The 23680-nt window shown below is 68.2% G+C and carries 23 protein-coding genes and 1 tRNA gene; 7 read left to right on the plus strand and 17 right to left on the minus strand.

What is annotated here, in order from left to right:
* Positions 1-164: 164 nt before the first annotated feature.
* Positions 165-1106, plus strand: a complete 942-nt coding sequence (locus ACH3VR_RS20160) for a LacI family DNA-binding transcriptional regulator (RefSeq protein ID WP_397558161.1) — start codon at positions 165-167, stop codon at positions 1104-1106.
* Between the two features lie 18 nt (positions 1107-1124).
* Here the strand turns inward: ACH3VR_RS20160 and ACH3VR_RS20165 are convergent, their stop codons facing one another.
* On the minus strand, positions 1125-2495 hold the full coding sequence (locus ACH3VR_RS20165) for an FAD-binding oxidoreductase (protein WP_397558121.1): 1371 nt from the start codon (positions 2493-2495) through the stop codon (positions 1125-1127).
* 136 nt (positions 2496-2631) lie between these two features.
* Positions 2632-3339 (minus strand): hypothetical protein, encoded by a 708-nt coding sequence (locus ACH3VR_RS20170; RefSeq protein ID WP_397558122.1) that lies wholly within the window; start codon positions 3337-3339, stop codon positions 2632-2634.
* Positions 3340-3518: 179 nt separating this feature from the next.
* Between ACH3VR_RS20170 and ACH3VR_RS20175 the strand changes: the two genes are divergently transcribed.
* Positions 3519-4385 (plus strand): alpha/beta fold hydrolase, encoded by an 867-nt coding sequence (locus ACH3VR_RS20175; RefSeq protein WP_397558123.1) that lies wholly within the window; start codon positions 3519-3521, stop codon positions 4383-4385.
* Positions 4386-4414: 29 nt separating this feature from the next.
* On the opposite strand, the gene ACH3VR_RS20180 is transcribed toward ACH3VR_RS20175, so the two are convergent.
* From ACH3VR_RS20180 to ACH3VR_RS20210, 7 genes are all read right to left on the minus strand, one after another.
* On the minus strand, positions 4415-5095 hold the full coding sequence (locus ACH3VR_RS20180; RefSeq protein ID WP_397558124.1) for a cation transporter: 681 nt from the start codon (positions 5093-5095) through the stop codon (positions 4415-4417).
* A complete protein-coding gene (locus ACH3VR_RS20185) occupies positions 5092-5430 on the minus strand; it encodes an ArsR/SmtB family transcription factor (RefSeq protein ID WP_397558125.1) in 339 nt (112 codons plus the stop codon). The genes ACH3VR_RS20180 and ACH3VR_RS20185 overlap by 4 nt, the downstream gene beginning before the upstream one ends.
* Before the next feature lie 48 nt (positions 5431-5478).
* Positions 5479-6201, minus strand: a complete 723-nt coding sequence (locus tag ACH3VR_RS20190) for an aquaporin (RefSeq protein WP_397558126.1) — start codon at positions 6199-6201, stop codon at positions 5479-5481.
* Between the two features lie 79 nt (positions 6202-6280).
* Positions 6281-6697 (minus strand): arsenate reductase ArsC, encoded by a 417-nt coding sequence (locus ACH3VR_RS20195; protein WP_397558127.1) that lies wholly within the window; start codon positions 6695-6697, stop codon positions 6281-6283.
* A gap of 51 nt (positions 6698-6748) precedes the next feature.
* Positions 6749-7639, minus strand: a complete 891-nt coding sequence (locus tag ACH3VR_RS20200; protein ID WP_397558128.1) for a metalloregulator ArsR/SmtB family transcription factor — start codon at positions 7637-7639, stop codon at positions 6749-6751.
* A gap of 50 nt (positions 7640-7689) precedes the next feature.
* Positions 7690-7863 carry a GNAT family N-acetyltransferase gene (locus ACH3VR_RS20205; protein ID WP_397558129.1) on the minus strand — a complete coding sequence of 58 codons (174 nt, stop codon included), beginning with the start codon at positions 7861-7863 and terminating at the stop codon, positions 7690-7692.
* On the minus strand, positions 7851-9170 hold the full coding sequence (locus ACH3VR_RS20210; RefSeq protein WP_397558130.1) for an NAD(P)-binding domain-containing protein: 1320 nt from the start codon (positions 9168-9170) through the stop codon (positions 7851-7853). Before ACH3VR_RS20210 ends, ACH3VR_RS20205 begins: the two co-directional genes overlap by 13 nt.
* Positions 9171-9262: 92 nt before the next feature.
* Here ACH3VR_RS20210 and ACH3VR_RS20215 point away from each other — a divergent pair, with 92 nt between their 5' ends.
* A complete protein-coding gene (locus ACH3VR_RS20215; protein ID WP_397558131.1) occupies positions 9263-9613 on the plus strand; it encodes a metalloregulator ArsR/SmtB family transcription factor in 351 nt (116 codons plus the stop codon).
* Positions 9614-9777: 164 nt separating this feature from the next.
* Here ACH3VR_RS20215 and ACH3VR_RS20220 read toward each other — a convergent pair whose 3' ends face one another.
* Genes ACH3VR_RS20220 through ACH3VR_RS20230 form a run of 3 tightly spaced genes read right to left on the minus strand, consistent with a single transcriptional unit; the run spans position 9778 to position 13183 of the window.
* The gene (locus ACH3VR_RS20220; RefSeq protein WP_397558132.1) at positions 9778-10995 is read right to left on the minus strand and encodes a multidrug effflux MFS transporter; all 1218 of its coding nucleotides are present in this window, start codon (positions 10993-10995) and stop codon (positions 9778-9780) included.
* 58 nt (positions 10996-11053) lie between these two features.
* Positions 11054-11944 (minus strand): alpha/beta hydrolase, encoded by an 891-nt coding sequence (locus tag ACH3VR_RS20225; RefSeq protein ID WP_397558133.1) that lies wholly within the window; start codon positions 11942-11944, stop codon positions 11054-11056.
* A gap of 30 nt (positions 11945-11974) precedes the next feature.
* Positions 11975-13183, minus strand: a complete 1209-nt coding sequence (locus tag ACH3VR_RS20230) for an FAD-dependent oxidoreductase (protein ID WP_397558134.1) — start codon at positions 13181-13183, stop codon at positions 11975-11977.
* 135 nt (positions 13184-13318) lie between these two features.
* Between ACH3VR_RS20230 and ACH3VR_RS20235 the strand changes: the two genes are divergently transcribed.
* The gene (locus tag ACH3VR_RS20235) at positions 13319-14224 is read left to right on the plus strand and encodes a LysR family transcriptional regulator (RefSeq protein WP_397558135.1); all 906 of its coding nucleotides are present in this window, start codon (positions 13319-13321) and stop codon (positions 14222-14224) included.
* A gap of 108 nt (positions 14225-14332) precedes the next feature.
* Here ACH3VR_RS20235 and ACH3VR_RS20240 read toward each other — a convergent pair whose 3' ends face one another.
* Genes ACH3VR_RS20240 through ACH3VR_RS20250 form a run of 3 tightly spaced genes read right to left on the minus strand, consistent with a single transcriptional unit; the run spans position 14333 to position 19425 of the window.
* The gene (locus ACH3VR_RS20240; protein ID WP_397558136.1) at positions 14333-15118 is read right to left on the minus strand and encodes a TIM barrel protein; all 786 of its coding nucleotides are present in this window, start codon (positions 15116-15118) and stop codon (positions 14333-14335) included.
* Positions 15119-15152: 34 nt separating this feature from the next.
* On the minus strand, positions 15153-16472 hold the full coding sequence (locus ACH3VR_RS20245; RefSeq protein ID WP_397558137.1) for an MFS transporter: 1320 nt from the start codon (positions 16470-16472) through the stop codon (positions 15153-15155).
* 28 nt (positions 16473-16500) lie between these two features.
* On the minus strand, positions 16501-19425 hold the full coding sequence (locus tag ACH3VR_RS20250) for an alpha-L-rhamnosidase (protein ID WP_397558138.1): 2925 nt from the start codon (positions 19423-19425) through the stop codon (positions 16501-16503).
* Between ACH3VR_RS20250 and ACH3VR_RS20255 the strand changes: the two genes are divergently transcribed.
* Positions 19410-20015 carry a TetR/AcrR family transcriptional regulator gene (locus ACH3VR_RS20255; RefSeq protein WP_397558139.1) on the plus strand — a complete coding sequence of 202 codons (606 nt, stop codon included), beginning with the start codon at positions 19410-19412 and terminating at the stop codon, positions 20013-20015. The genes ACH3VR_RS20250 and ACH3VR_RS20255 overlap by 16 nt on opposite strands.
* A gap of 151 nt (positions 20016-20166) precedes the next feature.
* Here ACH3VR_RS20255 and ACH3VR_RS20260 read toward each other — a convergent pair.
* Both ACH3VR_RS20260 and ACH3VR_RS20265 read right to left on the minus strand, forming a co-directional pair.
* Positions 20167-20257, minus strand: a tRNA-Ser gene (locus ACH3VR_RS20260).
* 65 nt (positions 20258-20322) lie between these two features.
* Positions 20323-21183, minus strand: coding sequence for an LLM class F420-dependent oxidoreductase (locus tag ACH3VR_RS20265; RefSeq protein WP_397558140.1), 861 nt, complete (start codon positions 21181-21183; stop codon positions 20323-20325).
* A gap of 225 nt (positions 21184-21408) precedes the next feature.
* Between ACH3VR_RS20265 and ACH3VR_RS20270 the strand changes: the two genes are divergently transcribed.
* Together ACH3VR_RS20270 and ACH3VR_RS20275 are read left to right on the plus strand one after the other, a co-directional pair.
* Positions 21409-22362, plus strand: a complete 954-nt coding sequence (locus ACH3VR_RS20270) for an L-lactate dehydrogenase (RefSeq protein WP_397558141.1) — start codon at positions 21409-21411, stop codon at positions 22360-22362.
* Positions 22363-22452: 90 nt separating this feature from the next.
* Positions 22453-23628, plus strand: coding sequence for a serine hydrolase domain-containing protein (locus tag ACH3VR_RS20275; RefSeq protein ID WP_397558142.1), 1176 nt, complete (start codon positions 22453-22455; stop codon positions 23626-23628).
* The last annotated feature ends 52 nt before the right edge of the window (positions 23629-23680 follow it).

A 23680-nucleotide genomic window follows, 5' to 3' on the forward strand; every position in this document is an offset into this window, starting at 1 on the left:
CGACCCGCCGTCGGGCCCCGGGATCTTCGATGATCGGCATGGAAAACAGTGTGAATGGTTTGTACAACATTGTCAAGTGGTTTTCCACGATGCATGATGAGCCATGATGGAACAGCTGTTCCCGTGAGACCGGAAGGGCGGCTATGGGTGCGACGTTGACCGATGTGGCGCGGCGCGCCGGCGTGTCGATCGCGACGGCGTCACGCGCCTTCGGCGAACCCGAGCGGCTCGCGAGCGGAACCCTCGACCGCGTTCTTCAGGCCGCCAGCGAGCTCGGCTACGACAGCCCGCAGAGCGCGACGGCGACGCGATCGTTCGGCGTCATCGTCCCCGATGTCGCCAACCCCGTCTACGCGACGCTCCTCAAGGCCATCCATACGCAGGCGTGGCACGGCCGCCACCGCACGGTGCTGTTCGACGCCGACGAGGACCAGCGGCGCGAGCGCGAGCAGATCGAGCGCGCCCGCAAGCTCGACGGGATGCTGCTGTGCTCGCCCCGCCTTCCGGACGACGAGGTGCTCGACCTCGTGGGCGGCACGCCCTTCGTCGTCGTCAACCGCTACATCGAAGGCGCGCCGTGCGTGCTCATGGACATGCAGCACGGTCCGCAGCAGGCGGTCGAGCATCTCGCGGCACTCGGCCACACGCACATCGCGTACGCGGCGGGCCCGCTCGGATCGTGGGCCGACGGTGAGCGCGCCGCGACGATCACGAAGGCGTGTGAGCGGTTCGGCATCCGTCTCACTTCCCTGAGTCACCAGGCCGCCTCGATCCAGGGCGGGCGCGCCGCCGCCGCGCCGGCGATCGCGAGCGGCGCGACGGCCGTCATCGCCTACAACGACCTCGTGGCCCTCGGCCTCGAGGCGGGGATGTCCGACATGGGCAGGTCCTGCCCCGCCGACATCAGCATCATCGGCATCGACGACATCGACATGGCGAGCGCCGTCAAGCCCGGGCTGACGACGGTGAAGATGCCCATCGAGCGATGCGGCGCCCTTGCGGTCGAGCTCCTGCTCCAGGTGATGGCCGGCGCCGCGCTCACCGAGACCGCGACCCTCGGCTCGCAGCTCATCGTGCGCGGTACGACCGCCGCCCCGAGCCGCTGACGGCCCCTTGCGGGGCGACTAGGGCGCGATGTTCTGGTTGACGTGGAAGACGTTCCCGGGGTCGTAAGCCCGCTTGACCTCCCGCAGCCTGTCGTAGTTCGCGCCGAAATTGGTGGATGCCTTCGGCTGGTCGTCCTGTGAGAGGAAGTTGATGTAGCCGCCGCCCAGCGAGAACGGCTCGATCGCCGCGTAGTAGTCCTTGACCCAGGCGGTGTTCGCCTCGTTCTGTGAGGGGTCCGGCCACATTCCGGCGATGACGAGAGCGAATTCGGCATCCCTGTGGCCGAACGCCGTCGCATCCGAAGCCACATCGTGGCAAGCGCCGTTGATCGGGTAGAAGTGGACTGTCGAGTTCACTGTCGGAACCAAGGGGCCGTGCTGCATGTGCGCGGCGATCGACTCCGGTGTGATGCCGTCGAGGAAGGCGGCCTTCCAATAGTGCTGAAGTCCGGGAGGCACGAGGGCGTCGAAGGCTCCGTTCAAAGCGGGATAGGGCATCGGTCCGACCGCCTCCGCCACCGGCTTCGCGACGTCGCGGAAGCTCTGGACGATCTTCTCTCCCTCGGAGGCGGGGCCGTTGTAGCAGAAGATGACGGCCAGGAACGGCTCGCCGGCGCGATCCTCAGGGACGAAGGGCAGGGGCGGTGCGATCTGGAAGGCGGGGAACCCGCCGAACTCCCGCGGAGCCGTGCGGACGTACGTCGCGAAGTGCTCCAGGATTGCCGGGGCATCCGAGAGTTCGAAGAAGGTCGGGCCGCCGTAGATCTCACCGACGGGATGCAACTGGAAGCGGAACTTCGTCACCACTCCGAAGTTGCCGCCGCCGCCGCGGAGCGCCCAGAACAGGTCGGGCTCCTCATCTGCACTGGCGGTGACGACCCGCCCGTCAGCCAGCACGACCTCGGCAGAGAGCAGGTTGTCGCACGAGAAGCCGTAGGCCCGCGCCAAGTAGCCGATCCCGCCTCCGAGCGTCAGCCCGCCGACGCCCGTCGTCGAGATGATCCCGCCTGTCGTGGCCAGGCCGTGCGCGCCGGCAGCCTCGTTGAACATCCCCCATGTGGCCCCGCCACCCACCTCGGCCGTGGACGACGCGGGGTCGACGTCCACGGTGGTCAGGTCGCCCAGATCGACCACGAGAGCGCCATCCGCCGTCCCGAATCCGGGCACGCTGTGTCCTCCGCCGCGCACGGCGAGGTCCGTTCCCGAGTCCGCTGCGGCGCGCACGACCGCGGCGACGTCCGCTGTGCCGCGACAGCGCACGATCGCCTCGGGCCGTCGATCGATCATCGCGTTGTAGACGACCCGCGCCTGGTCGTATCCCGCGTCTCCTTCAGCGACAAATGCCCCGTCCACACGGCTCCGCAGAGCCTCGATGACAGTGGTGGACATGGTCGGACTTCCCATCTCACGACGGGCGCGGCAGACCGCACGATGCACGCGGGTACCGGCACCGGTTGCTGACGACGGTCCTCGCGTTCCGGGGGGCTGTCAAGAAGAGCGCCGAGTGCGGCGGTGTTCCGGCAGGTCAGGTGAAGGCGTTCACGGCGCGCGCGACGATGAGCCCGAACAGCGCGAGCGCGACCGTCGACTGCACGACCATCGCGTATTTCGCCCGGTGCGACAGCGGCAGGACATCCGTCGGGCTGAACGCCGTCGCGTTCGTGAAGGCCAGGTGAAGGTAGTCGAGGAACACGGGCCGCCAGCCTGCGGGCGCCAGTTCGGGGTTGATCTGCTGTGTGAACGCGAAGTCGGTGGGAATCGCTCGGCCGGCCCGCTGGGCGTGGCCGCCGCCGTCGATCAGCCAGAACAGGAGGGCGAAGGAGAGCACATTGCCCAGCCACACCAGTCCGCCGGATGCGAGGAGGAGGGCGGGCTCGTTCGTCAGCGCCGACCCCCAGATCAGGTCGTTGATGAGGCGAACGGTGGCCCAGAGAGCGGAGGCGACCATCGCGAGCACGAGTGCGATCGCGGTCGGGCGCAGCCAGCGTCGCTGCTTCGCGAGGCCTGCGGGATGGCCGAAGACGAGCACCACGAGGATGACGATCTCCACGGCGGGCAGCAGCCAGGGAAGATCGAGGATGCGGCCGCCCGGCAGCCAGATGCGGCCCGCGATGTTCAGGAGCAGGAAGACGAAGACGGCGATCGCGGGCGGCCAGCGCGATTCGTCGAAGATCTCGCGATCGACGCCGCCCGAACCGGCGGCCCACCCCGGCTCTGCATCAGAGGACTCCATGGCCGCAGGAGCCTACCGCCCCACCGCCGCGCAGACCAGTGCGGCAGCGCCGGCGCGGCGCGGCGACGCGTTGTTCAGGCGGAATGTGCGCCGGCCGATCGTTCAAGAACCGACTAGCGAACCGCGGGCACCCAGTCGTACGATCCCGGGAGTTTGGTTTCTCTCGGAGGAGGCCGTCGGTGCCGCAACGAACGCTCGAACTTCCGGAGGTCGATCTGGTCTACGACGTCCACGGGCCGCTGCCGACTGCGGATGGCCGGCCGCCGCTGGTCATGATCGGCCAGCCGATGGACGCGAGCGGATTCCAGGCTCAGGTGCAGCTGTTCGAGGACCGCACTGTCGTGACCTACGACCCGCGAGGCCTCGGCCGAAGCACGCGCAAGGACGGCGGGGTCACGAACGACCCGGAGACTCAGGCCGAGGACGTCCACGCGATCATCGCGGCGCTCGGGGCCGGGCAGGTGGAGATGCTCGCCAGCAGCGGCGGCGCGGTGACCGCGCTCGCCCTGGTCACGGCGTACCCGGACGACGTGTCGACCCTGGTTGCACACGAACCGCCGATCGACTGGGTGCTGCCAGATGCAGAGGCTGTCCAGCGAGCCCGGGAGGCGTACACCCACGTGTATCAGGACAAGGGCTGGGGCGCCGGTATGGCCGCGTTCATCGCGATGACCTCGTGGGAGGGCGAGGTCACCGATGAGTACCTCGCTCAACCGGCGCCGGATCCGGGCGCGTTCGGGATGCCGACAGAGGACGACGGCAAGCGGGATGACCCACTGCTGTCAGACCGATCCTGGGCGGTGACTCACTACCAGCCGGATCTCGAGGCGCTCAAGGCAGCGCCGACGCGGATCGTCGTCGCGGTCGGGGAGGAGTCCATGAAGGTCTACACCGGTCGGACCGCGATCGCGTTGGCCGAACGACTCGGCCAGCAGGCGACGGTGTTCCCGAGCCACCACGGCGGCTTCATGGGTGGGGAGTTCGGTTATGCCGGCCAGCCCGAAGCCTTCGCCGCGAAACTCCGCGAGGTGCTCGACCAGCCGTGAACCCCGTCCGCCGTTCCCCGGCTGTCGGACTAGTCGTGGTCGTGGTCGTGGTCGTCGTCGACGTCTTCTTCTAGGAGCATGCCGACAGAGGTCGCGCATGCGTCGCCGCGCCACGCTTCGATGCCTTCGCGGATCGCGAAGCCGGCGATGACGAGTCCAGCGACGGCGTCGGCCCACCACCAGCCGATCAGGCTGTTGAGCACCAGCCCGATGAGGACGGCGGCGGAGAGATAGGTGCAGATCAGGGTTTGCTTGGAGTCGGCGACGGCGGTTGCGGATCCGAGTTCTCGTCCGGCGCGGCGCTCCGCGAGGGACAGGAACGGCATGATGATCACGCTGAGCGCGGTGATCAGGATGCCGAGCTGACTGTGTGCGGCTTCGACGCGTCCGATCAGGGTGATCAGCGATGTGGCGGTGACGTAGGCGGCGAGAGCGAAGAACGCGACGGCGATCGCCCGCAGGGTGGGCTTCTCCCAGCGTTCCGGGTCGCGGCGTGTGAACTGCCAGGCGACCGCGGCGGCAGAGAGCACCTCGATGGTGGAGTCCAGCCCGAACGCGATCAGCGCCCCGGAGGATGCGATGGTGCCGGCCGTGATCGCAACGATGGCTTCGATGATGTTGTAGCCGATGGTGGCGGTCACGATCCAGCGGATGCGTTGCTGCAGGATGTGCCGGCGGTCGTCAGACAGGGTGACGGTGTGGGCGGTCATGCGCAGCTGCAGCCTTCTCCGTCGCAGCAGTCCGGCTCGACCAGCAGCGTCACCTGAAGCATCTCACTGAGTGCGGGCGCGAGATGCGGGTCGGCCAACCGGTATTCAGAGCGTCGCCCATCGGGAATCACTTCGACCAGCCCGCAGCCTCGCAGACATGCGAGCTGGTTCGACATCACCTGCCGGGAGACGCCCAATGCGTCCGCGAGGTCGGACGGGTACGCGGGCGCTTCGCGCAGCGCCAGCAGCACACCGACCCGGGTGGAGTCGGACAGCGCGTGGCCAAGTCGAGCGAGCGCCGCGGTGTGGGAGACGGTGGCGGACAGGGGGGACATGATCGAATGATACAGGGCATCGTGAATTAAGCGAGCTCTGTATTCCGATCACGATCGATGCGCGGGTGCCGCGCGTGCGGGGAACAGCAGTGCCGAGAGTCCGAGGGCGGCAGCCGCGCGGATGAGTTGTGCTGCGATGAAGGGGATGGCGGATGCGGGAGCGATGCCGGCGAACGTGTCGGTGAAGATGCGGCCGATCGTGACGGCGGGGTTGGCGAACGAGGTGGAGCTGGTGAACCAGTAGGCGGCGCCGATGTAGGAGCCGACCGCCGCCGCGATGACGGGGATGCTACGCCGATTGCGGGTGAGTCCGATCAGCAGCAGCACGAGCCCTGCGGTGGCGACGATCTCGGCGAGGAACGTGGCCGGGGTGGCACGTTCGGTGGCGGAGATGGCCGTCGGAGTGTCGAACATCGCGTTGGCGAGCACCGCGCCGCCGATCGCACCGAGGATCTGCGCACCGATGTGGGCGGCGAGTGCGACGGGGGTGAGCCCGGTGCGGCTGCGGCGGCCGAGCAGGCAGTCGGCGAGGGAGACGACGGGGTTGAAGTGGGCTTCGGAGGCGGGGGCGAGCAGCAGGATGAGCACGCCGAGGCCGAGGGCGGTGGCGATCGAGTTCTCGAGCAGCTGCAGCCCGGTGTCGGTGGAGAGGCCTTGCGCGGCGATGCCGGATCCGACGACGACAGTGACCAGGAGCCCGGCGCCGAGGAACTCCGCGGTCGCGCGTCGCCAGAGCGGCGCCCGGGTGACTGCGGGGGTGTCGATGGTCACCGGTGGGTTGCCGGCGCGGCGGGGGTCAGCTCGGTGAGCAGTTCCTCGACGTGCCGGCGGATCACGTCGCGCCCGCCGGTCACGACCGGTCCCCTGCCGGGATGAGCTCCCCGATCAGCGTCTCGACGCGGCCCCGGATCTGGTCCCGGATGCGGCGGACGGTGGCGGCGTCCTGCCCGGCCGGGTCATCCAGCCGCCAGTCCTCGTAGCGCTTGCCGGGGAAGATCGGGCACGCGTCGCCGCAGCCCATGGTGATCACCACGTCGGACTCCCGGACGGCGTCGACCGTCAGCAGCTTCGGCGTGTTCCCGGCGATGTCGATGCCCTCCTCGGCCATCGCGACGACCGCGACCTGGTTGATCTGATCCTTGGGCTCGGACCCGGCCGAGAGCACCTCGATCCGATCTCCGGCGAGGGCGTGCAGGTAGCCGGCGGCCATCTGCGACCGTCCGGCGTTGTGGACGCAGACGAACAGGACGGTGGGCTTCTCACTCATGGATGAGTCTCGCTTCCTCTTCACCAGAAAGCATAGACCACGATCTATCTGTTAAGTGACGGGGGCGTGGATCAGTTCGGGCAGCAGGGCGCGGACGCGGTGGTCGATGTCGTCGCGGATGTCCCGGATCACGGCGAGCGGCTGCCCGACAGGGTCGGCGAGATCCCAGTCCAGATAGCGGCGACCGGGATAGATGGGGCACGCATCGCCGCACCCCATCGTGACGACGACATCCGCTGCCTTGACCGCGTCGTCGGTGAGCGGTTTGGGGAACTCGCCGCCGAGGGTGACGCCGATCTCGTCCAGCGCGGTGACGATCGCGGCGCGGACGTCCCCGGCGGGAGCCGACCCGGCGGTGCGGACGCGGACCTTGTCGCCGGCGAGCTGGCGGAGGATGCCGGCGGCGAGTTGGGAGCGTCCCGCGTTCTGCACGCACACGAACAACACTGTCGGCGTCCCCGACGGGTGCTCGGCGCGGTGCCGGTCATCCAGACGTGCTGCGGCGAACGCCGCGGTGCGCGACGCGAGCAGCGGGCCGGTGCCGCGCGCAGTCAGCAGGTTCCGGGAGTCGGCGAGGTAGTGCGCGACGGTCTCCCGGCTGAAGGTGCCCCGGTAGCGGGCGGCGAGGTCGTCGACCACGCGCTCCCAGTCCGGTTCGTGGCCACGGACCGCGGGGGCGCCGAGGAGAGCGGTGACCCGGTCAGCCTGGTCGGGGTCGATCGAGTACCAGACCCGGCGCCCCTCGGGTGCGCGGACCACGAGCCCCTCGGCGTGCAACGCGGCCATATGGTGACTGACGGTGGGTTGGCGCAGCCCGAGCTGCTCCGCGAGTTCACCGACTCGCGCGCGGCCCCCATCGGCGTCGCGGATCAACTGCATGATCCGGGTGCGGGTGGGATCAGCGAGCACCACCAGCCCGGGAGCCTCCCCCACCGCATCCATAGATGTGAGTCTATCGCCGGCTACCCACGGCAGGCCGGGATCGCCCGGGGTCAGCTGCCGTTGCGGGCGGACCGGCGTTCGATGAGGATCGTGTCCCGCCAGGTGCCGGCGTGCGGGCCGAGCCGGGACGGGGCGATCCGCTCCCGGCGTCCGACGACGCGGAACCCGGCGCTCTCGTGCGGGCGCAGACTGACGGTGTTGGGCCGGATCGTCACGAGCAGCACGACCCCGCGTCGCCCAGGTCTGTGGAGCAGACTCCGGTGGCGGGCAGGGTGAGCTGCACCCGGGTGGCGGCGGGCATGTCGCCATCCAGCCAGGCGGTGATGGAGCGGACCTGCTCGTAGCCGGTGGCGAGCAGGAACGTCGGCGCGCGGCCGTAGGACTTCATGCCGACCAGGAAGAACCCGGTCTCGGGGTGGCGCAATTCGGCGAACCCGTGGGGGGCGACGGTGCCGCAGGAGTGCAGGTTCGGGTCGATCAGCGGCGCCAGCCGCTTCGGCGCCTCCACGATCTCGTCCAGCTCGAGGCGCACCTCACGGAGCATCGACAGGTCGGGGCGGAAGCCGGTCGCGTTCACCACGACGTCCGCGTCCAGGAACGCCTCATCGCCCCGGCGGCGACCGAGCAGCCGCACCCCGTCACCGGAGGCAGCGACCCGGGAGACTTCGAACGAGTCGACCACGTTCACCCGCCCGGCATGCACGAGCCGGTCCACGCGGGAGCCGAGTCTGGCGCGGTCGGCGAGCTCGTCGTCGGCGGAGGAGGAGACCCGGGCCGCGGAGGGATTGCGGATCAGCCATGTCACCCTCGTCTCCGGCTCATCGTTCGCGAGCTCCGTGAGGGAGATCAGGGTGTTCGCGGCCGAGTGGCCCGCGCCGACGACGACGGTGTGCCGGCCTGCGAAGCTGGCGCGGTCGACGCCGAGAACGTCCGGTAGGGCGTGCAGCACCCGGCCTGCGATGTCGGCGGCGCCGATCGGATCCAGCCCGCTCGAGGCGAGCGGGTTCGGGGTGGCGTAGGTGCCGGACGCATCGATCACCGCCCGTCCGGTGATCTCCTCGACCTGCCCGTCGCGGGTGTGGAGACGCACCAGGAACGGCGTGCTCGCCCGGCCGGCGGTGCGGGTGCGGTCCATGCCCTCCCGGGTCACCGCCAGCACCCGGGTGCCGAACCGGATCCGCGACCCGATCTCCGGCAGCGCCGCCAGGGGCTCCAGATACTCGTCGACCAGCTCCTGCCCGGTCGGCGCCCGCCCCTCGTCGACGGGTGCGGTCCAGCCGTCGGCGTCCAGCAGTCGGCGGGAGGCAGGGTCGATCAGATGCCGCCAGGGTGAGAACAGCCGGGTGTGTCCCCAGAGCCGGATCGAGGACGCGATCCGCCCCCCGGCCTCCAGGATGGTGAAGTCGATGCCCCGCTCGGCCAGGTTCGCCGCGGCGGCCAGCCCGATCGGTCCGGCACCGATGATCAGCACCGGCAGTCTCGCCAGCCGATCACCGGTGGCCGCGCGGGGAGTGAGGTCGAGCAGCGTCATGAGGAAGCCCCTTCGCGAACGATATTGATGAACGTCGATGCTCAGTATCGAACGCTCTATCGATGACTGTCAATATCGACTAGTGTCGATGCATGGTCACGATGCTCGAGGTCACCGACATCACCCCCGGAGTGTCCTGCTGCGCACCGTTGGTGAAAGAACCGATCGGGCAGACGGACGCGGAGCAGCTCGCGGTCACCCTCAAAGCTCTCGCCGACCCCGCCCGATTGAGACTCCTGTCCATCGTGGCGTCCTCCGAGGGGCAGGAGGCGTGCGTGTGCGACCTCATCGAACCCGTCGGGCTCTCCCAGCCCACCGTGTCGCATCACCTCAAAGTGCTCACCGAAGCCGGATTCCTCTCACGCACCAAACGCGGCACCTGGGCCTACTACCGGCTCGAGCCGAACGCGCTCACCAGCGTCGCCGACTTCCTGACGACCTGAGTATCACGGGTCACCAACCACCGTCGTGCCCGACTGGGGCTGCAGTCGGCGTCTGAGAAGAACCGCTCTGCAAATGCTCCGGCGTGCGAAACGCAGTCCGTCGACCATTGCCGAGCGACGGGCGCGATGCATGTCCGATTACCGCCAGTCCGAACCGGTTCTCCTCAGTCCTCGCTCAACGGCTCACGGGCTTCCTCACGCGCACGAGTCGCGGGCGACCTCTTGGACCAGCGGGTCGCGCACGTTGTCATCACGAAGGTGATCGCAGCGATGCCCGCGCACACCGTCATGATGCCCGCCATGGCGAGAGGGCTCCCGCTCACACCGACACTCGCGAGCGGCGCCACGATAGCGGCGAGGGCAAACTGCGCCGCGCCAAGGAGCGCGGAGCCGGAGCCCGCCGACCGAGACACCTGATCCATGGCGAGCGACGTTGCGTTTCCCATTACGAGTCCCAGGCACGCCACCGCGGCCCACAGCAGAACGAGAAGGATGCCCAGGTTGAGGGTCGCGGTGATCGCCGCGACCAGGATGCCCGATGCGACACCGAGCTCACCCGTCAGACCGACCGCGAGCAGGCGTCGAGGCGAAAACCGCCGTACGAGTCTCGCGTTCGCGAATGAGGCGAGCGTGAGCCCGGCCGCGTTCGCAGCAAAGGCCAACGCGTACGCGCCGGGCGCGAGCCCGTAGCCGATCTGCAGAACGAACGGCGACGCCGACACGTAGGCGATCAGGGAGGCGTAGGAGAATACGAGAACCACGGCGTAGCCCGCGAAGCGGCGATGGAGGATGACTCTCACCGCCTCACGCACGGTGGTTCGCAGGCGGGCTGCGCGACGACGTGACACGTGGAGCGTCTCGGGCAGGAAGACCACGCTGCCGAGAAGCATCGCGATCGCGCAGACGAGGAGCGCGGCGAAGACGCCTCGCCAACCGCTCGCCTCGGCGATGGCGCTGCCGATCAAGGGTGCGATAACGGGGGCTATCGCACCGATAGACATGAGCAGTGAGAAGGCGCGCGCCGCGGCGTTGCCCCGGACGGTGTCGGCGATGATCGCACGTCCGAGCACGATGCCAGCGGCGCCCGAGAGGCCTTGAAGCAGCCGGGCGAAGATCAGGATCTGGATGCTGGGCGCGAGGGCGCACGCCGCTGACGCGACGACACACGCGCCGGCACCGGCGATCAGGAGAGACCGGCGCCCGGTGCGGTCGGACAGCGGACCGATGATGAGCTGGCCGACCGCGAGGCCGACCATGAACGCGGTGACGGTGAGCTGCAGTGTCCGCGCATCGGCCGTCAGATCCACGGCCATCGCAGGGAGTGCCGGCAGGTACATGGCGGTCGCGAGGGGGGACAGGGCAGCCAGCAGCGCGATCGTCATCAGCTGCGGCGCCGTCAACCGGCGGGCCGCGGCATCCACCCCCCGCGTGCCAGGGGGTTCACTCATCGAGCGTCGTGGCCAGCCAGCGGGACGTTCGGTCGACGATCTCCGCGAAGTACCTGGAGAGGATCTCGTAGTGCTGGCCGGAATACTCGATCAGCTCTTTGGGCTCGGGGATGCGGGTGAACATCTCACGCGCCTCCTCGACAGGCGCGACGGTGTCCTCCGAGGCCAGCACCATGAGCAGCGGCGCGGCGATGCGATGCGCGTACGCGTGCACTTCCATCTCGAACAGCCTGTCGAGTGTGGAGACGGTGATCTCGTTCCGAAAGCTGGGCAGGCCGTGGATCATCTTCTCCACGAATTCCAATCCTTCATGATCGCTGAACATGACAGGTCGCCCCGGCTCCGGGGTGCCATGCAGGCGGATCGTGGCGGCGGGTTCGCCACGGAGTCTGTTTCGCCGGTCGATCGGGATGAGGGCTTCGAGCTCGGCGAGAGTCGCCTCGGGCTGCAGCTGACGCGCACTCCAGCCGCTCACGGGTGGGATGATGCTCACGACGGCGCGCACGCGGCGGTCCATCGCCGCGGTGAACATCGAGTTCGCGCCGCCGATGCTGACACCCCACAGTCCCAGTCGCGTGGCATCGACGTCGTCTCGGAGGGTCAGATGCGTGATGACGTCACGCAGGTCGCGGCACTGCTGCCACGGATCGAACTCCTGGCGCGGCTCACCGTCGCTGTAGCCCGTGGAGCGGTGGTCGTATGAGAGGCACGCAAGGCCCGCCGCCGCGAACGCGGGCGCCATCGGCCAATTCGACTCGGCCGGCCCTCCGAGCCCGCCCTGAAGGATGACCACGGGCGGCCGCTCGGCGGCAGGCGGCAGGAACAATCGCCCGCGAAGCGTCACCCCGTCGACGACGAACTCGACATCTTCTTCTCTGTGCATGGCATTGCCTCTTGGTTCTGTGGACACGGGTCAGCGCCTCACGTCGGGGATGGCATCACTGTGAACGGCGTCGGGGTCCGCGGACGCGCGCATGATCGGGAAGACCTCCGCGCGCATCTCTTCCTCGTACTCGCCGATCGCGTCCGTCAGGGCGCACTTCCCCTCGGCGACGTCTCGCAGTGCTCGCACCAGGGCTGCGGCGTCGCGGAGGGCGGAGTTGGCGCCCGCTCCGAAACTCGGTGGCATGGCGTGAATGGCGTCGCCCAGCAGAGTGACGCGCCCCGGTTCCCAGGGATCCGCGACTTCGAGGTAGCGGACGGCGTTCGGAGCGATCGTGGACTCGTCGACTCGGTCCACGAGCTCAACCAGTCCAGCGTGGGCGCCGGCCATGGCACGTCGCATGGCCTCGTGCATTTCCGGCGCCGAAGCACGCGCGAAATCTGGGAGCGCCGCGTGCACGGCTGCGCCCAAGTCGGTGCCGAAGGTGACCATGACATAGGGGGCTACATCGTCGATCGCCGCGCCGGGGGCTAGTTCGGCGACTGCTTCCGCGATGGAGCGGCGAGGGTCGTACACTCCGACCGCGAAGATCGTGCCGTCACCCCGGTCGGCGACGGTGAATCCGTCGAACACCGCCTCCGGCAGCACCGCCTGCAGATCTGCGGTGAGCGGGGCGGTCGACCACACGCCGCGCATCTTGGTGTCGATAACACCGACGTCGGGGAGGAGCTGGGAACGGACGCGCGAATGGATGCCGTCAGCCCCGATCAACACGTCGCCGGTGGTCGACGAACCGTCCTCGAACATGAGACGCACACCGTCAGCGTCGACCTCGTAGCCAACGGCAGTGCGGCCGAAGTGCAGGACATCGTCGAGACCTGTCGCGAGGATCTGCCGCAGCGTGCGGCGGTTGACCGCGGTGTGCGGCCGGTCCGAGTCGTTCGGCGGTCCGATGTGTGGTCGGGTCAGCAGATCGCGCCCCTGCGCGTCGATCACGACGAACATCTCCCGCCGGGGAGTGCGGCGGGAAGTCTGCAGGTAGAGCTCGTAGAGGTTGTCGGGAAGGCATTCACGTAGGGCGCCGCCGCCGAGGGCGTTCATATGCAGGCGATAGCCGGTTTGCGCGATTGCCGAGGTGGCTTCGTAGACGGCGCAGCTGATACCGGCCTTGCGCAGACCTTGTGCGAGGCACAGGCCTCCGATACCACCACCAGCGATCAGCACATGCAACGACGTCATCGTCGACTCCTTCGTCCCGCGGCGGAGCGCGTAGCGCTCGATTCCGACTCGATCATCGATCGATCGGCACATATCGGGGAAGCGGAAGATGACTATGGTCAGTATTGGAGAATCAAATACTCGAGGAACTTGCGCATGACCATCGACCTCAACCTGCTCATCTCGCTCAACGCTCTTCTCGAGGAGCGCAGCGTCAGCCGCGCCGCCGCCCGGCTGCATCTGAGTCAGCCGACCCTGAGCACCGCGCTCGCTCGCTTGCGCGCGCACTTCGGTGACGAGCTGCTCGCACGTACTGGCAACACCTATCGCCTCACACCGCTCGCCGAAGAACTGCTCGAGTCGACCAGCCACGCGCTGTCCTACACGGACCGGGTCTTCGACACGAGGCCGCAGTTCATCCCTGAGGTCGCACAACGCGAGTTCACCCTGGTGATGTCCGACGCGCAGCTGCCGATCTTCGGCCGCGTGCTCGCCGAGTTGGTGACCCGAGAGGCGCCAGAGGTCCGATTGCGCTTCGAACACAGCACCGCGCGGCTCATCCAGCCAGGACTGGAGTGGCTGCGGGACATCGATGCGCTTGTTCTGCCGCAAGGCATCCTGGCGGATGCGCCGAGCGTAGACCTCTACCGTGACCGCTGGGTGTGCGTCGTCTCGGCCACTGATCCTGATCGAGGCCCGCTCACGCTCGCCGAGATGAATGGGCGACGGTGGGTCACCCCCTATCACCCGCGGATGCCGGTGCTGTCAGCGCTGCATCGAATGCGCCAGGCCGGCATCCAGCCGCATGCGGCCATCAGCACAGAAGACTTCCTCGCCGTCCCCCACCTCGTCGCTGGAACCGACCGCGTGGGTCTGATGCCCGAGCGCGTCGCCAGGCTCGCCGCAGATAGGAGTGGTGTGACCATCGTCGAGGCCCCCTTCGAGTTGGGCATGCTCGTCGAGGCGATGTGGTGGCATCCGGTACACGAACGCGATCCAGGACACCGGTGGTTGCGACAGACCGCAGTGCGCGCGGCTCAGTCCCTGGGAGAGAACGCGTAGCGGCAACGTCAGGTATGACTGAAGGTCACATGCTTCGGGTTCCCGAGCCGCCGCAAGGGTCGAACGGGGACGTCCGTCCTGTCGACCGGCGCCGGGGGCGGAGGTGCGTCAGACGAGGGCCGAGCGCTCTTCCACGACCGACCGGATGTACGCGATCGCAGAGGTGAGATCGGTGGACGGGATGAACTCGAGAGAGATCGACCCGGAGTAGCCTCCGACCTCCAGCATGTCGACGATTCTCACCCAGTCGATGGCGCCCGTCCCTGGTTCGCCGCGGCCCGGCGAGTCCGCGACGTGGACGTAGTCGACGAGGTCAGCCGCGGCGGCGAATTCTGCCTGCACATCCTCACCTCCAGCAGCCGAGTGATAGATATCGAAGAGCATGCGGAGGTTCGGAGCGTCGATGGCGCGGACCATCGCCGCCACGTCGATGTTTCGATCGACGAGCAGGCCAGGATGGTCGACGCGCGTGTTCACCGCCTCCATGACGAGCGTCACACCGGAGTCGCGAATCGACTCCGCAGCCGTGCCGAAGATGTCGACGAGGCGCTGCTGCTGGATCTCGCGGCGCTCGCCAGGGAACCCGAGACCGGGGTCGAGGATCACGAACCGCGCGCCCAGGGTCCGTGCGTTGTCGACGGAACGATGAAGGCCGCGAAGGAACACATCCACGTCCGCGTCGGGCCACGCGGTGTTCATGCGCGGTTCCGCCACCAGCGAGACCAGTCGCATGCCGGTCGCGTCGAGTGCCGACTTGATGGCGTCGACGTCGCGGTCGAAGGTCATCCACATTTCGACTTCCCTGAATCCGGCGGCATGCGCCGCTTCGATCCGGGCGGGCACTGCGTCGATGCCGGGGTAGTTCAGCTCGATGTTGGATGTGAGCGTGAGCATGGGTTTCCTCTTCTGCTGGCCGGTGATGCCGATTTCACGCGACGGTCGTGGGAGCGGTCGCGTGCGCCTCCGTCACCCCGAAGGCGTCCTCGTCGGCCTGGTCGCGAAGCATCCGCACGTCGCGCAGTCGGCGCACCCAGAAGAAGCCGATGAGCAGCGAGACGAGGTTCAGGACGCCGAGCCCCCAGTAGAGAGCTGTCGCATTGGCGGCCGCGAGCGCTGGGGTGAACACGGCGACGATGGCGGCAGCGCCGCGGCAGATGAAGATCCCGAGGCCCTGGGCAGTCGCGCGGGAGCGGGTGGGGAACTTCTCCTGCGTCCACACCTTGAACAGCGCCTCACCGCCGAGGCCCGATCCGAACGCGCCGATGAACAGACCGGCGATATAGGGGACGAGCGACAACCCGCTGGCGGCCGCGATCCACATTCCGGCAACGGTCAGGATGCCGCCGAACACGAAGACAGGGATGCGGTACTTGGTATCGGCGAAGCGGATGAAGATGAACCCGGTGATGAGCCCGAGCGGGATGAAGCCGGTGAGCACGAGGGTCGCGACCTGCGGGCTCGCACCCCCCACCTGCGTGATGATGAAGAAGCTGAACTGCCCGCCGGTGTTGTTCGCGATGTTGCCGATCGCGTAGAACAGGGCGAGCGCGATCACCGCGGGCCAGAAGCCCTTGAGAGCGCGCAGACCGGTCTGGACTGCGTGGCCGGGCGTCGTCTGCGTCGGGATGGATGCCGTGCTCGCAACCCACTCGCGAGACTCCGGCAGCGTCTGTCGCAGCAGCCAGGTGATGGCGGCGATGACGAGCAGGTGTCCGAAGATGATCCGAGCACCGAGTTCGAGGCTCATCCCGGAGAAGGTGACGACGTTCGAGAGGACGATGACGCCGATCGTGCCGCAGCCCCAGAGGATCTGCGAGAAGCCGACCATCCTCCCCCGGAACTGCTCGGGCGTTTCCTCGGCGACGAGCGCGAGTGACACCGGAAGGTCGGCGCCCATGGCGAGGCCGGTCACCACGGCGCCCGCGTAGAGGAATCCGACGCTCGGAGCGAAGGTGAGCAGCGCGAGCCCGACGATCAGCACCAGCAGATCGATCGAGAAGACCCGCTTGCGGCCGAATCGGTCGCCCAGTGGACCGCCTACCAGCGCGCCGACCGCGAGCCCGGCCGTGATGAGCGCGGAGAGCGCTCCGATGTCCCAGGCCGTCAGCCCCAGCGCTTCGATGTAGAAGGTGAAGGCCACGCCCGATGAGACCAGTACTCCGGCGTCGATCCAGGAGGCCATCCCGCCGAGCCAGGCGGTCCGCCACACCCGGCCGGGGACGCGCACTTTGACAGTGTTCTCACTCATTTCAATGTTCTCCTTCGAACAGGGGCCGTCACGCGTTCGGGGACAGCTGGTACAGGCTGAGGTCGTCGTCGATGGCCGATTGCACGGCCTTGGGAAGGATGAAGAATTCAACATCCAGGGGCACGCCCGGTTCCCACCGGGTACGGGTGCGCAGGGTCTGCGCGGCGTGTGGCGCGTGCCGCTCGAGCGCGCCGAGAACGGCGGCATAGGCATCCGGGTCCTCGATGACCTGCGCCAAATCAGTGCGCATCGACAGCTGCTGCACTCGGTTGATCGAGCGGGACGACCCTGCGACGGTCCACTCGTGGGTGCCGGAGCCTACGGTGAAAGGCTCGCTGCCGTCCGGCAGCTGCACCGTGGCCGACGTGTTCGCCGGCAGGGTCGCAGCAATTCGCACCCTCCCTTCCTCGCGGCTCCATGTCACCGCGGCATGGCCGTAGGGCGTGATCCTGGTCGCGCTGACTCGGCCGAAGCTGGGCAAGAGAGTCGGGGCGATCCGCATCTCCCGGAAGCCGGGCGCGGTGGCACTGAGGCCGGCGAGTGACTCATAGAGCCACTTCGCGATCGCTCCGAACGCGTAGTGATTGAAGGAGGTGTCGGCCGGGCTCGGCGAACCATCGGCAAGCAGGGCGTCCCACGCCTCCCACGTCGTGGTCGCGCCCTGAGTCACCGGGTACAGCCAGGAGGGGCACTCGGTCTGGGTGAGAAGCCGGTCGGCCGTCTCCAGCTGACCGGTCCGGGTCAGGGCATCCATGATGACCGGCGTCCCCAGAAACCCGGTTCCGATCCGGTACCCGTTTCGGCGCACGAGGCCAGCGAGATGCTCTCCCATCCGCAGTTCGGTATCCCGATCGGCCGCCAGGTCGAAGGCGATCGCGAGTGCGTACGCTGCCTGCGCATCCGAGCTGAGCCGTCCGTTCGGCGTCACGTACTCGCGGTTGAAGGCATCCTTGATCGCGGTTGCGAGCCGGGAGTAACTTGTCGCGTCTTCGGGCCTCTCCAGCAGTTCGGCTGTTGCCGCGAGGATCGCGGCCGAGCGATGGAAGTACGCGGTGGCGATCAACTCCTTGTCGGCCTTGGCGTCGGTGGGTGACTCCTTGGGTGCGGTGGGGTCCAGCCAGTCGCCGAACTGGAACCCGCCTTTCCACAGATGGCGCTCGCCCGCGAGTCGGTCCACGACATCCACCCAGGCCTTCATGCTGGGGTACTGGCGCTCGAGGACGGACGTGTCGTCGAAGTGCTGGTGCAGTGTCCAGGGCACACCGACGGCCGAGTCGCCCCAACCGGCTGTGGCACTCGTGAACACACCGGACACGTTGGGAACGACGAAGGGCACGATCCCGTCGAGCGCGTGCTGCTCGGCGGCGAGGTCGGCGAGCCAGTTGGACAGGAAGCCGTCGATGTCGAAGAGGGTTGCCGCGGTGGGCGCGAACACTTCGATGTCGCCCGTCCAGCCGAGCCGCTCGTCGCGTTGCGGGCAATCGGTGGGCAGCGACACGAAATTCCCGCGCGTGCTCCACACGATCGACTCGTGCAAGCGGTCGACGAGCGGATGCCCCGTCTCAAGCCAGCCGGTGCGCTCGAGGTCGCTGGACACGACCACCGCGGTGATCGCGTCTGCCGGCACGTCACCGGGCCATCCCTCGACGCTCGCGTAACGGAAACCCCGGAACGTGAACTCCGGCTCCCAGACGACTGCATGCCCAGCCGAGGTGAACGAGTCGGTCGCCGCTGCGCCGCGCATCGAACCGGTGTGCAGGTCACCGTCGGTCAGGATCTCGGCGTGACTGAGCGTGACCGTCGCGCCCTCTGGCAGATCGGCGCGCACGCGGAGCCGCCCGACCAGGTTCTGGCCGAAGTCGAGAATCGTGGAGCCCGAGCTCGACTGCGACCTCGCGACCGGGTGCAGTTCTGCGACCTCCCGCACCGGCGGGGCGATGCGAGGTGTGGGCACCACGGACGATTCGTCCACGCGCGCGGGAAGCCACGCCGAGTCGTCGAAGTCGGGCAGCGTCCAGCCGGGCTGCTCGCGGCGCAGGTCGTCGTGCTGGCCCGCGTAGATGCCGGCAGCGACGACGCGCCCGGCGTCCGTCGCCTTCCACGTCGCATCTGTGGAGACCACTTCGGACGTGCCGTCTGCGTACTCGAGGTGGAGCTGGAGCGCGGCCGCCGGCTGTTCGCCGTAGAAGGGCGTGGCGTCATCGCCGAAGCCGTACCTCTGTGCAAACCATCCGGCAGTGAGCTGGATGCCGATCGCGTTGCCGCCCTGCTGCACGAGCGTCGTCACATCGGTGGTCTCGTGGATGAGGCGCCACTGGTACGAGGTCCAGCCCGGTTTGAGCGTGTCCGCGTCGACAGGGTGGCCATTGATCTCCACCTCGTAGACGCCGTTGGCGGTCGAATAGAGCGTCGCGGAGGCCACCTGCTTCAGCGCGTCGAAACGAGTCCGCAGCTGCGCCGGCTGGCCCAGGTCGCTGGGGGCGGCAAGACCGATCATCGACGCGGTCCACTCCCCCACGTCGAGATGGCCGCCGCGCACCGAGCGGACGTCGCTCCACGTGGAGGCCGAGCCATCCTGTCCGGCCACGCGCACTCGCAGTCGTCGGGTCTCTCGCGGGCGCAGAGGGCGGAATGGCCATGCCACGTTCACCGAGATGGAGCCATCGACGCGAACGCGCTCGCCATCCGCTTCAAGCTCCGCCCACGCCTGCACCCAACCGGGGATCTCCGTCTCGGTCGCCCAGGAGACTGCCGGACTCGCTGTCGCTGCGAATTCCGTGTCCGCGCGGTAGTCGACCCGCGTCAGCTTCGCGGCGGGTTGCGTGGTGTCTGCCATTTCTCTCCTTCGAGCGAGCTGACCAAACAAACCAACTCGTTGGTTGGGTACAGTAGCACGGAGGAACCGGGAATCAAATCGACGTCCGTAAGAATGAGGGAATGGACGAGCGATCAACGATGGGCGTCTCGGTGCGCGCCGCAAACACTCAAGGCAGGATCCTCGTCGCCGCGCGCACAGAGTTCGCGGCATCTGGACTTGGCGGTGGGCGCGTCGACCGCATCGCGGCTCTGGCCGAAGTGAACAAGGAACGCATCTACGCCTACTTCGGCGACAAGCAGCGCCTGTTCACCGCCACGGTGGCATCGGCGATCCTCGAGGTCGCCCAGGCCGTCAGCCAAGATGCGGCGGACGTCGCGGCGTTCGCGCAGGGAGTCTTCGACTTCATAGGCTCCCACCCCGAGACGCTCAGACTCCTCGCCTGGGCGCGGCTGGAATCCGATCCGTGGGACGAGGCAACCCAGCAGCTGCAGGATCTGCCGCAGCCGGAGGCGATGATCGCCCGCTGGCAGGAGGCCGGAGCGATATCAGCCGGGTGGGATGCGCGGGACCTCTACCTGATCATCTGGGGGATGTGCGAGATGTGGCACTCACCGCCCTTCCGGGCCGAGGGCAACGATGCCGCGGCCGTCAATGCGCACCGCCGGGCGCTCGTGGGGTCCGCCATCAGCACGTTGGCGGAGAACGATCCGTCTCGACCGAACTGACTTTCGCCTTCCAGGCGAAGACTGTCCCGAGCTTTGGCCAGCAGAGCTACCACCAGGTCAAACGGCCAATCGGGTCGAGAGGAGTCTTTCCCGATTCTTCCCCACGACGCAGATCAGCCCCACAAGAAGTGGGGCTGATCTGGGATAAAACTGGCGGTGACGGTGGGATTTGAACCCACGGTAGGGGGTTACCCTACACAACTTTTCGAGAGTTGCACCTTCGGCCGCTCGGACACGTCACCGCCGAAGAGTTTACGTCACGCGACGCGGCATCGCGAATCGGGGCAGTTCGGGAGCCCGGCATCCCTCAATCCAGCTCGTCCATCGCTTCGGCGAGCAGGTCGACGACCCGCTCGGGCTCGGGGATGCCGACCGAGAAGACGTACGTCGCGGTGAAGCCCAGCTCCGCCAGATCGCGGGCGATCGACGCGACGCTCGACGATGTCGAGGACGGATCGACACCGATCATCGCGGTCTTCTCGATCGTGTCGTAGTCGCGTCCGACGGCGTCGCAGTGGCCGCGCAGCACGTCGAGCTTGTGCGTCGGCAGGCCGTCGCGCACGCCGAGGTTGCAGGCATCCGCGTACTGGGCGACGAGGCGGAGGGTCTTCTTCTCGCCACCGCCGCCGATCATGAGATACGGATGCGGGCGCGTGATGCTCTGCGGCGAGTTCAGCGTGCGCTCGAACTGCCAGATCGCACCCTCGTAGGGCTCCTCCGAGTCGGACCACATCTGCAGGCAGATCTGGAGCGTCTCCTCGAGCTCGCGGAACCTCTGGCCGACGGGCGGGAACGGGAAGCCGAGTCCCTTGGACTCCTGCTCGTTCCACGCCGCGCCGATGCCGAGGCCGAAGCGGCCGCCCGACAGCACATCGAGCGTCGTCACCTGCTTCGCGAGGAGCGCGGGATGCCGGTAGATGACGCCCGTCACGAGCGTGTGCAGCAGCGCCTTCTCGGTGTGCGCGACGAGGAAGCCGAGCGTCGCATACGCCTCGAGCATCTCGTGACTCTCCGGGCCGATCCCCGGCAGCTGCCAGAAATGGTCCATGACGGTGATTCGTGTGATGCCCGCCGCCTCGGCGTTGCGCACGTGCGCGGCGAGCGCAGGGCCGAGCTGCGCCGCCCCGCTCGTGAAGGTGAAGTCCGCGATGTGAAGCCCGAAGTCCATGCCGCTCCGATCAGTGCGAAGACCGGATGCCGCACCCGGTCCGAGTGTCAGGCTAGGGCCGAATCGGCCCCAGCAGGCCCGAAATCGGGGCCCTCGATCTCCCTTCGCACGAAGAGGCGACGGTGAGAGTGCCGCGCGGCTGCATCCATCGTCCGTTCACCCCTCGCGGATTGTCACGGTCATCGCCCCTGGTCTGCGGCGACCGGGTCCTGCCAGACTGACCGCATGAGCGTGATCGAGAACTCGAAACTCACCGTCGTCGGCGCCGGAGGCGTCGGATCGAGCGTGGCGTACGCGGCCCTCATCCGCGGATCCGCGCGCCACGTCGCCCTGTACGACATCGCGACCGAGAAGGTCGAGGCAGAAGTGCTCGACCTCGCCCACGGCACGCAGTTCACCGGCACGAGCGACATCATCGGCGGCAGCGACGTCTCGGTCGCCGAGGGGTCGCATGTCGTGGTCATCACGGCGGGCGCGAAGCAGAGGCCCGGTCAGACGCGCATCGAGCTCGCCGGCACGAACGCCAACATCCTCAAGTCGATGCTCCCGCAGCTGCTCGAGGTCGCGCCCAACGCGATCTACGTCATCGTCACGAACCCCTGCGACGTGCTCACGGTGCTCGCGCAGGAGGCGACGGGCCTGCCGCCCGAGCGCATCTTCGCCTCGGGCACGGTGCTCGACACGTCACGCCTGCGCTGGCTGCTGGGGCGCCGCGCAGGCGTCTCGACCTCCAGCGTGCACGCCTACATCGTCGGCGAGCACGGCGACACGGAGTTCCCGCTGTGGTCGAAGACGACGATCGGAACCGTGCCGATCCTCGACTGGCAACCCGCCGAGGGTGACCCCATGACGGTCGATGAGCTCGACCAGATCGCCGTGGATGTGCGGGATGCCGCCTACAAGGTCATCCAGGGCAAGGGCGCGACGAACTACGCGATCGGGCTGTCGTCGGCGCGCATCGTCGAGGCGATCCTCCACGACGAGCACGCCGTCATGCCCGTCTCGACGGTGCTCGACGACTTCCACGGCGTGAGCGGCGTCGCCCTGTCGGTGCCGTCGATCGTGTCGGCGTCGGGTGCCGTCGCGATCCGCGAGACGCAGTTCTCGGCGAGCGAGCTCGGGCTCTTCCGCCGCTCGGCCGACGCCCTGCGCGAGGTCGCGGACTCGCTGCGCGGCTGATCGTCGGCTTCCACGGTCGCGCACGGCGGGCCCTGGCCCCGACCGGGCACGACCAGTAGCCTCGACTGCACCGGCGAGGCTGTGGGGGTCATGGTGAGCGAACTGGTGATTCGGCGCGGTCGCGCGCTTCTGGCGGCATCCGTTGCGGCCATCGTTCTCGTGCTCGCGGGATGCTCCACCTCGGCGTCGGAGCCGGAGCCGACGCCCTCTGAGACCGCCCGGGTGCTGCCCGCCGAGACGGCCGCCGCCCTGCAGGCGGTGCTCGACGCGGCACCCATCGGCGACAAGCTCCCAGGCGTGATCGCCCGCGTGATCACGCCGGAGGGCAGGTGGACCGGAAGCGTGGGGACCGTCTCGCCCGACGACGATTCGGCACCGGCCGCCACCGACCACACGCGGATCGGCAGCCTCACCAAGACGATGACCGCGACGATCCTGCTGCAGCTCGTCGGCGAGGGGCTGGTGAGCCTCGACGACCCGATCTCGAAGTACGTTCCGGACTCGCCCAACGGCGCGGCGACGCTGCGGCAACTGGCCGACATGACCAGCGGCATCCCGTCGTACTCGACGGACAAGGACTGGCAGAACGCGTACTTCGGCGATCCGAGCACCGTCTTCACGGCGCAGCAGCTGCTCGACTACGCCAAGACACTGCCGCTTGACGGCGCCCCCGGCGAGACGTGGGTGTACTCGAACACGAACTACATCCTTCTCGGGATGGTGATCGAGAAGGTGCTGTCCAAGCCGATCGCGGAGGTGTTCTCGGAGCGCATCTTCGAACCGCTCGGGATGCACGACACCGTCTACCCCGACGGCTCGCCGGACATGGACGACCCACGGCTCTCCGGCGTGACCGTGCAGGGTCAGCCCGCCGGCACGATCGCCGACGCCACGGACTGGAACCCGTCGTTCGGCAACACGGCCGGCGAGGTCATCTCGACGCTCGACGACCTCGAGCTGTGGGCGCACGCGCTGTTCACGGGCGAAGGCGTGCTCAGCCCCGAGCTGCAGCAGATGCGGCGGGACTCGATCCTGACCTCCCCTCCGCCCAACGACGCGACCTCCGGCTATGGCATCGGCTGGGGCGAGATGGCCGACGGCTGGTGGGGCCACTCCGGCACCATCCCCGGCTACACGACCTCGGTGTTCCACTCCTACGACGAGGACGCGACGATCATCGTCGTGACCTCGAGCGACATCGAGTTCGACGGCGGTGGCCTGCCCGCGCCGACCCTGTACGAACAGCTCGTGGAGGCGCTCGGCTGAGAGACGGTCCTGCGTGCGGACCGCTCCGCGCGGGGCTCGCGGGCGATGTCGC

The organism is Microbacterium alkaliflavum, assembly GCF_044325405.1.
In the GTDB taxonomy this organism is placed as follows: Bacteria; Actinomycetota; Actinomycetes; order Actinomycetales; family Microbacteriaceae; genus Microbacterium; species Microbacterium alkaliflavum.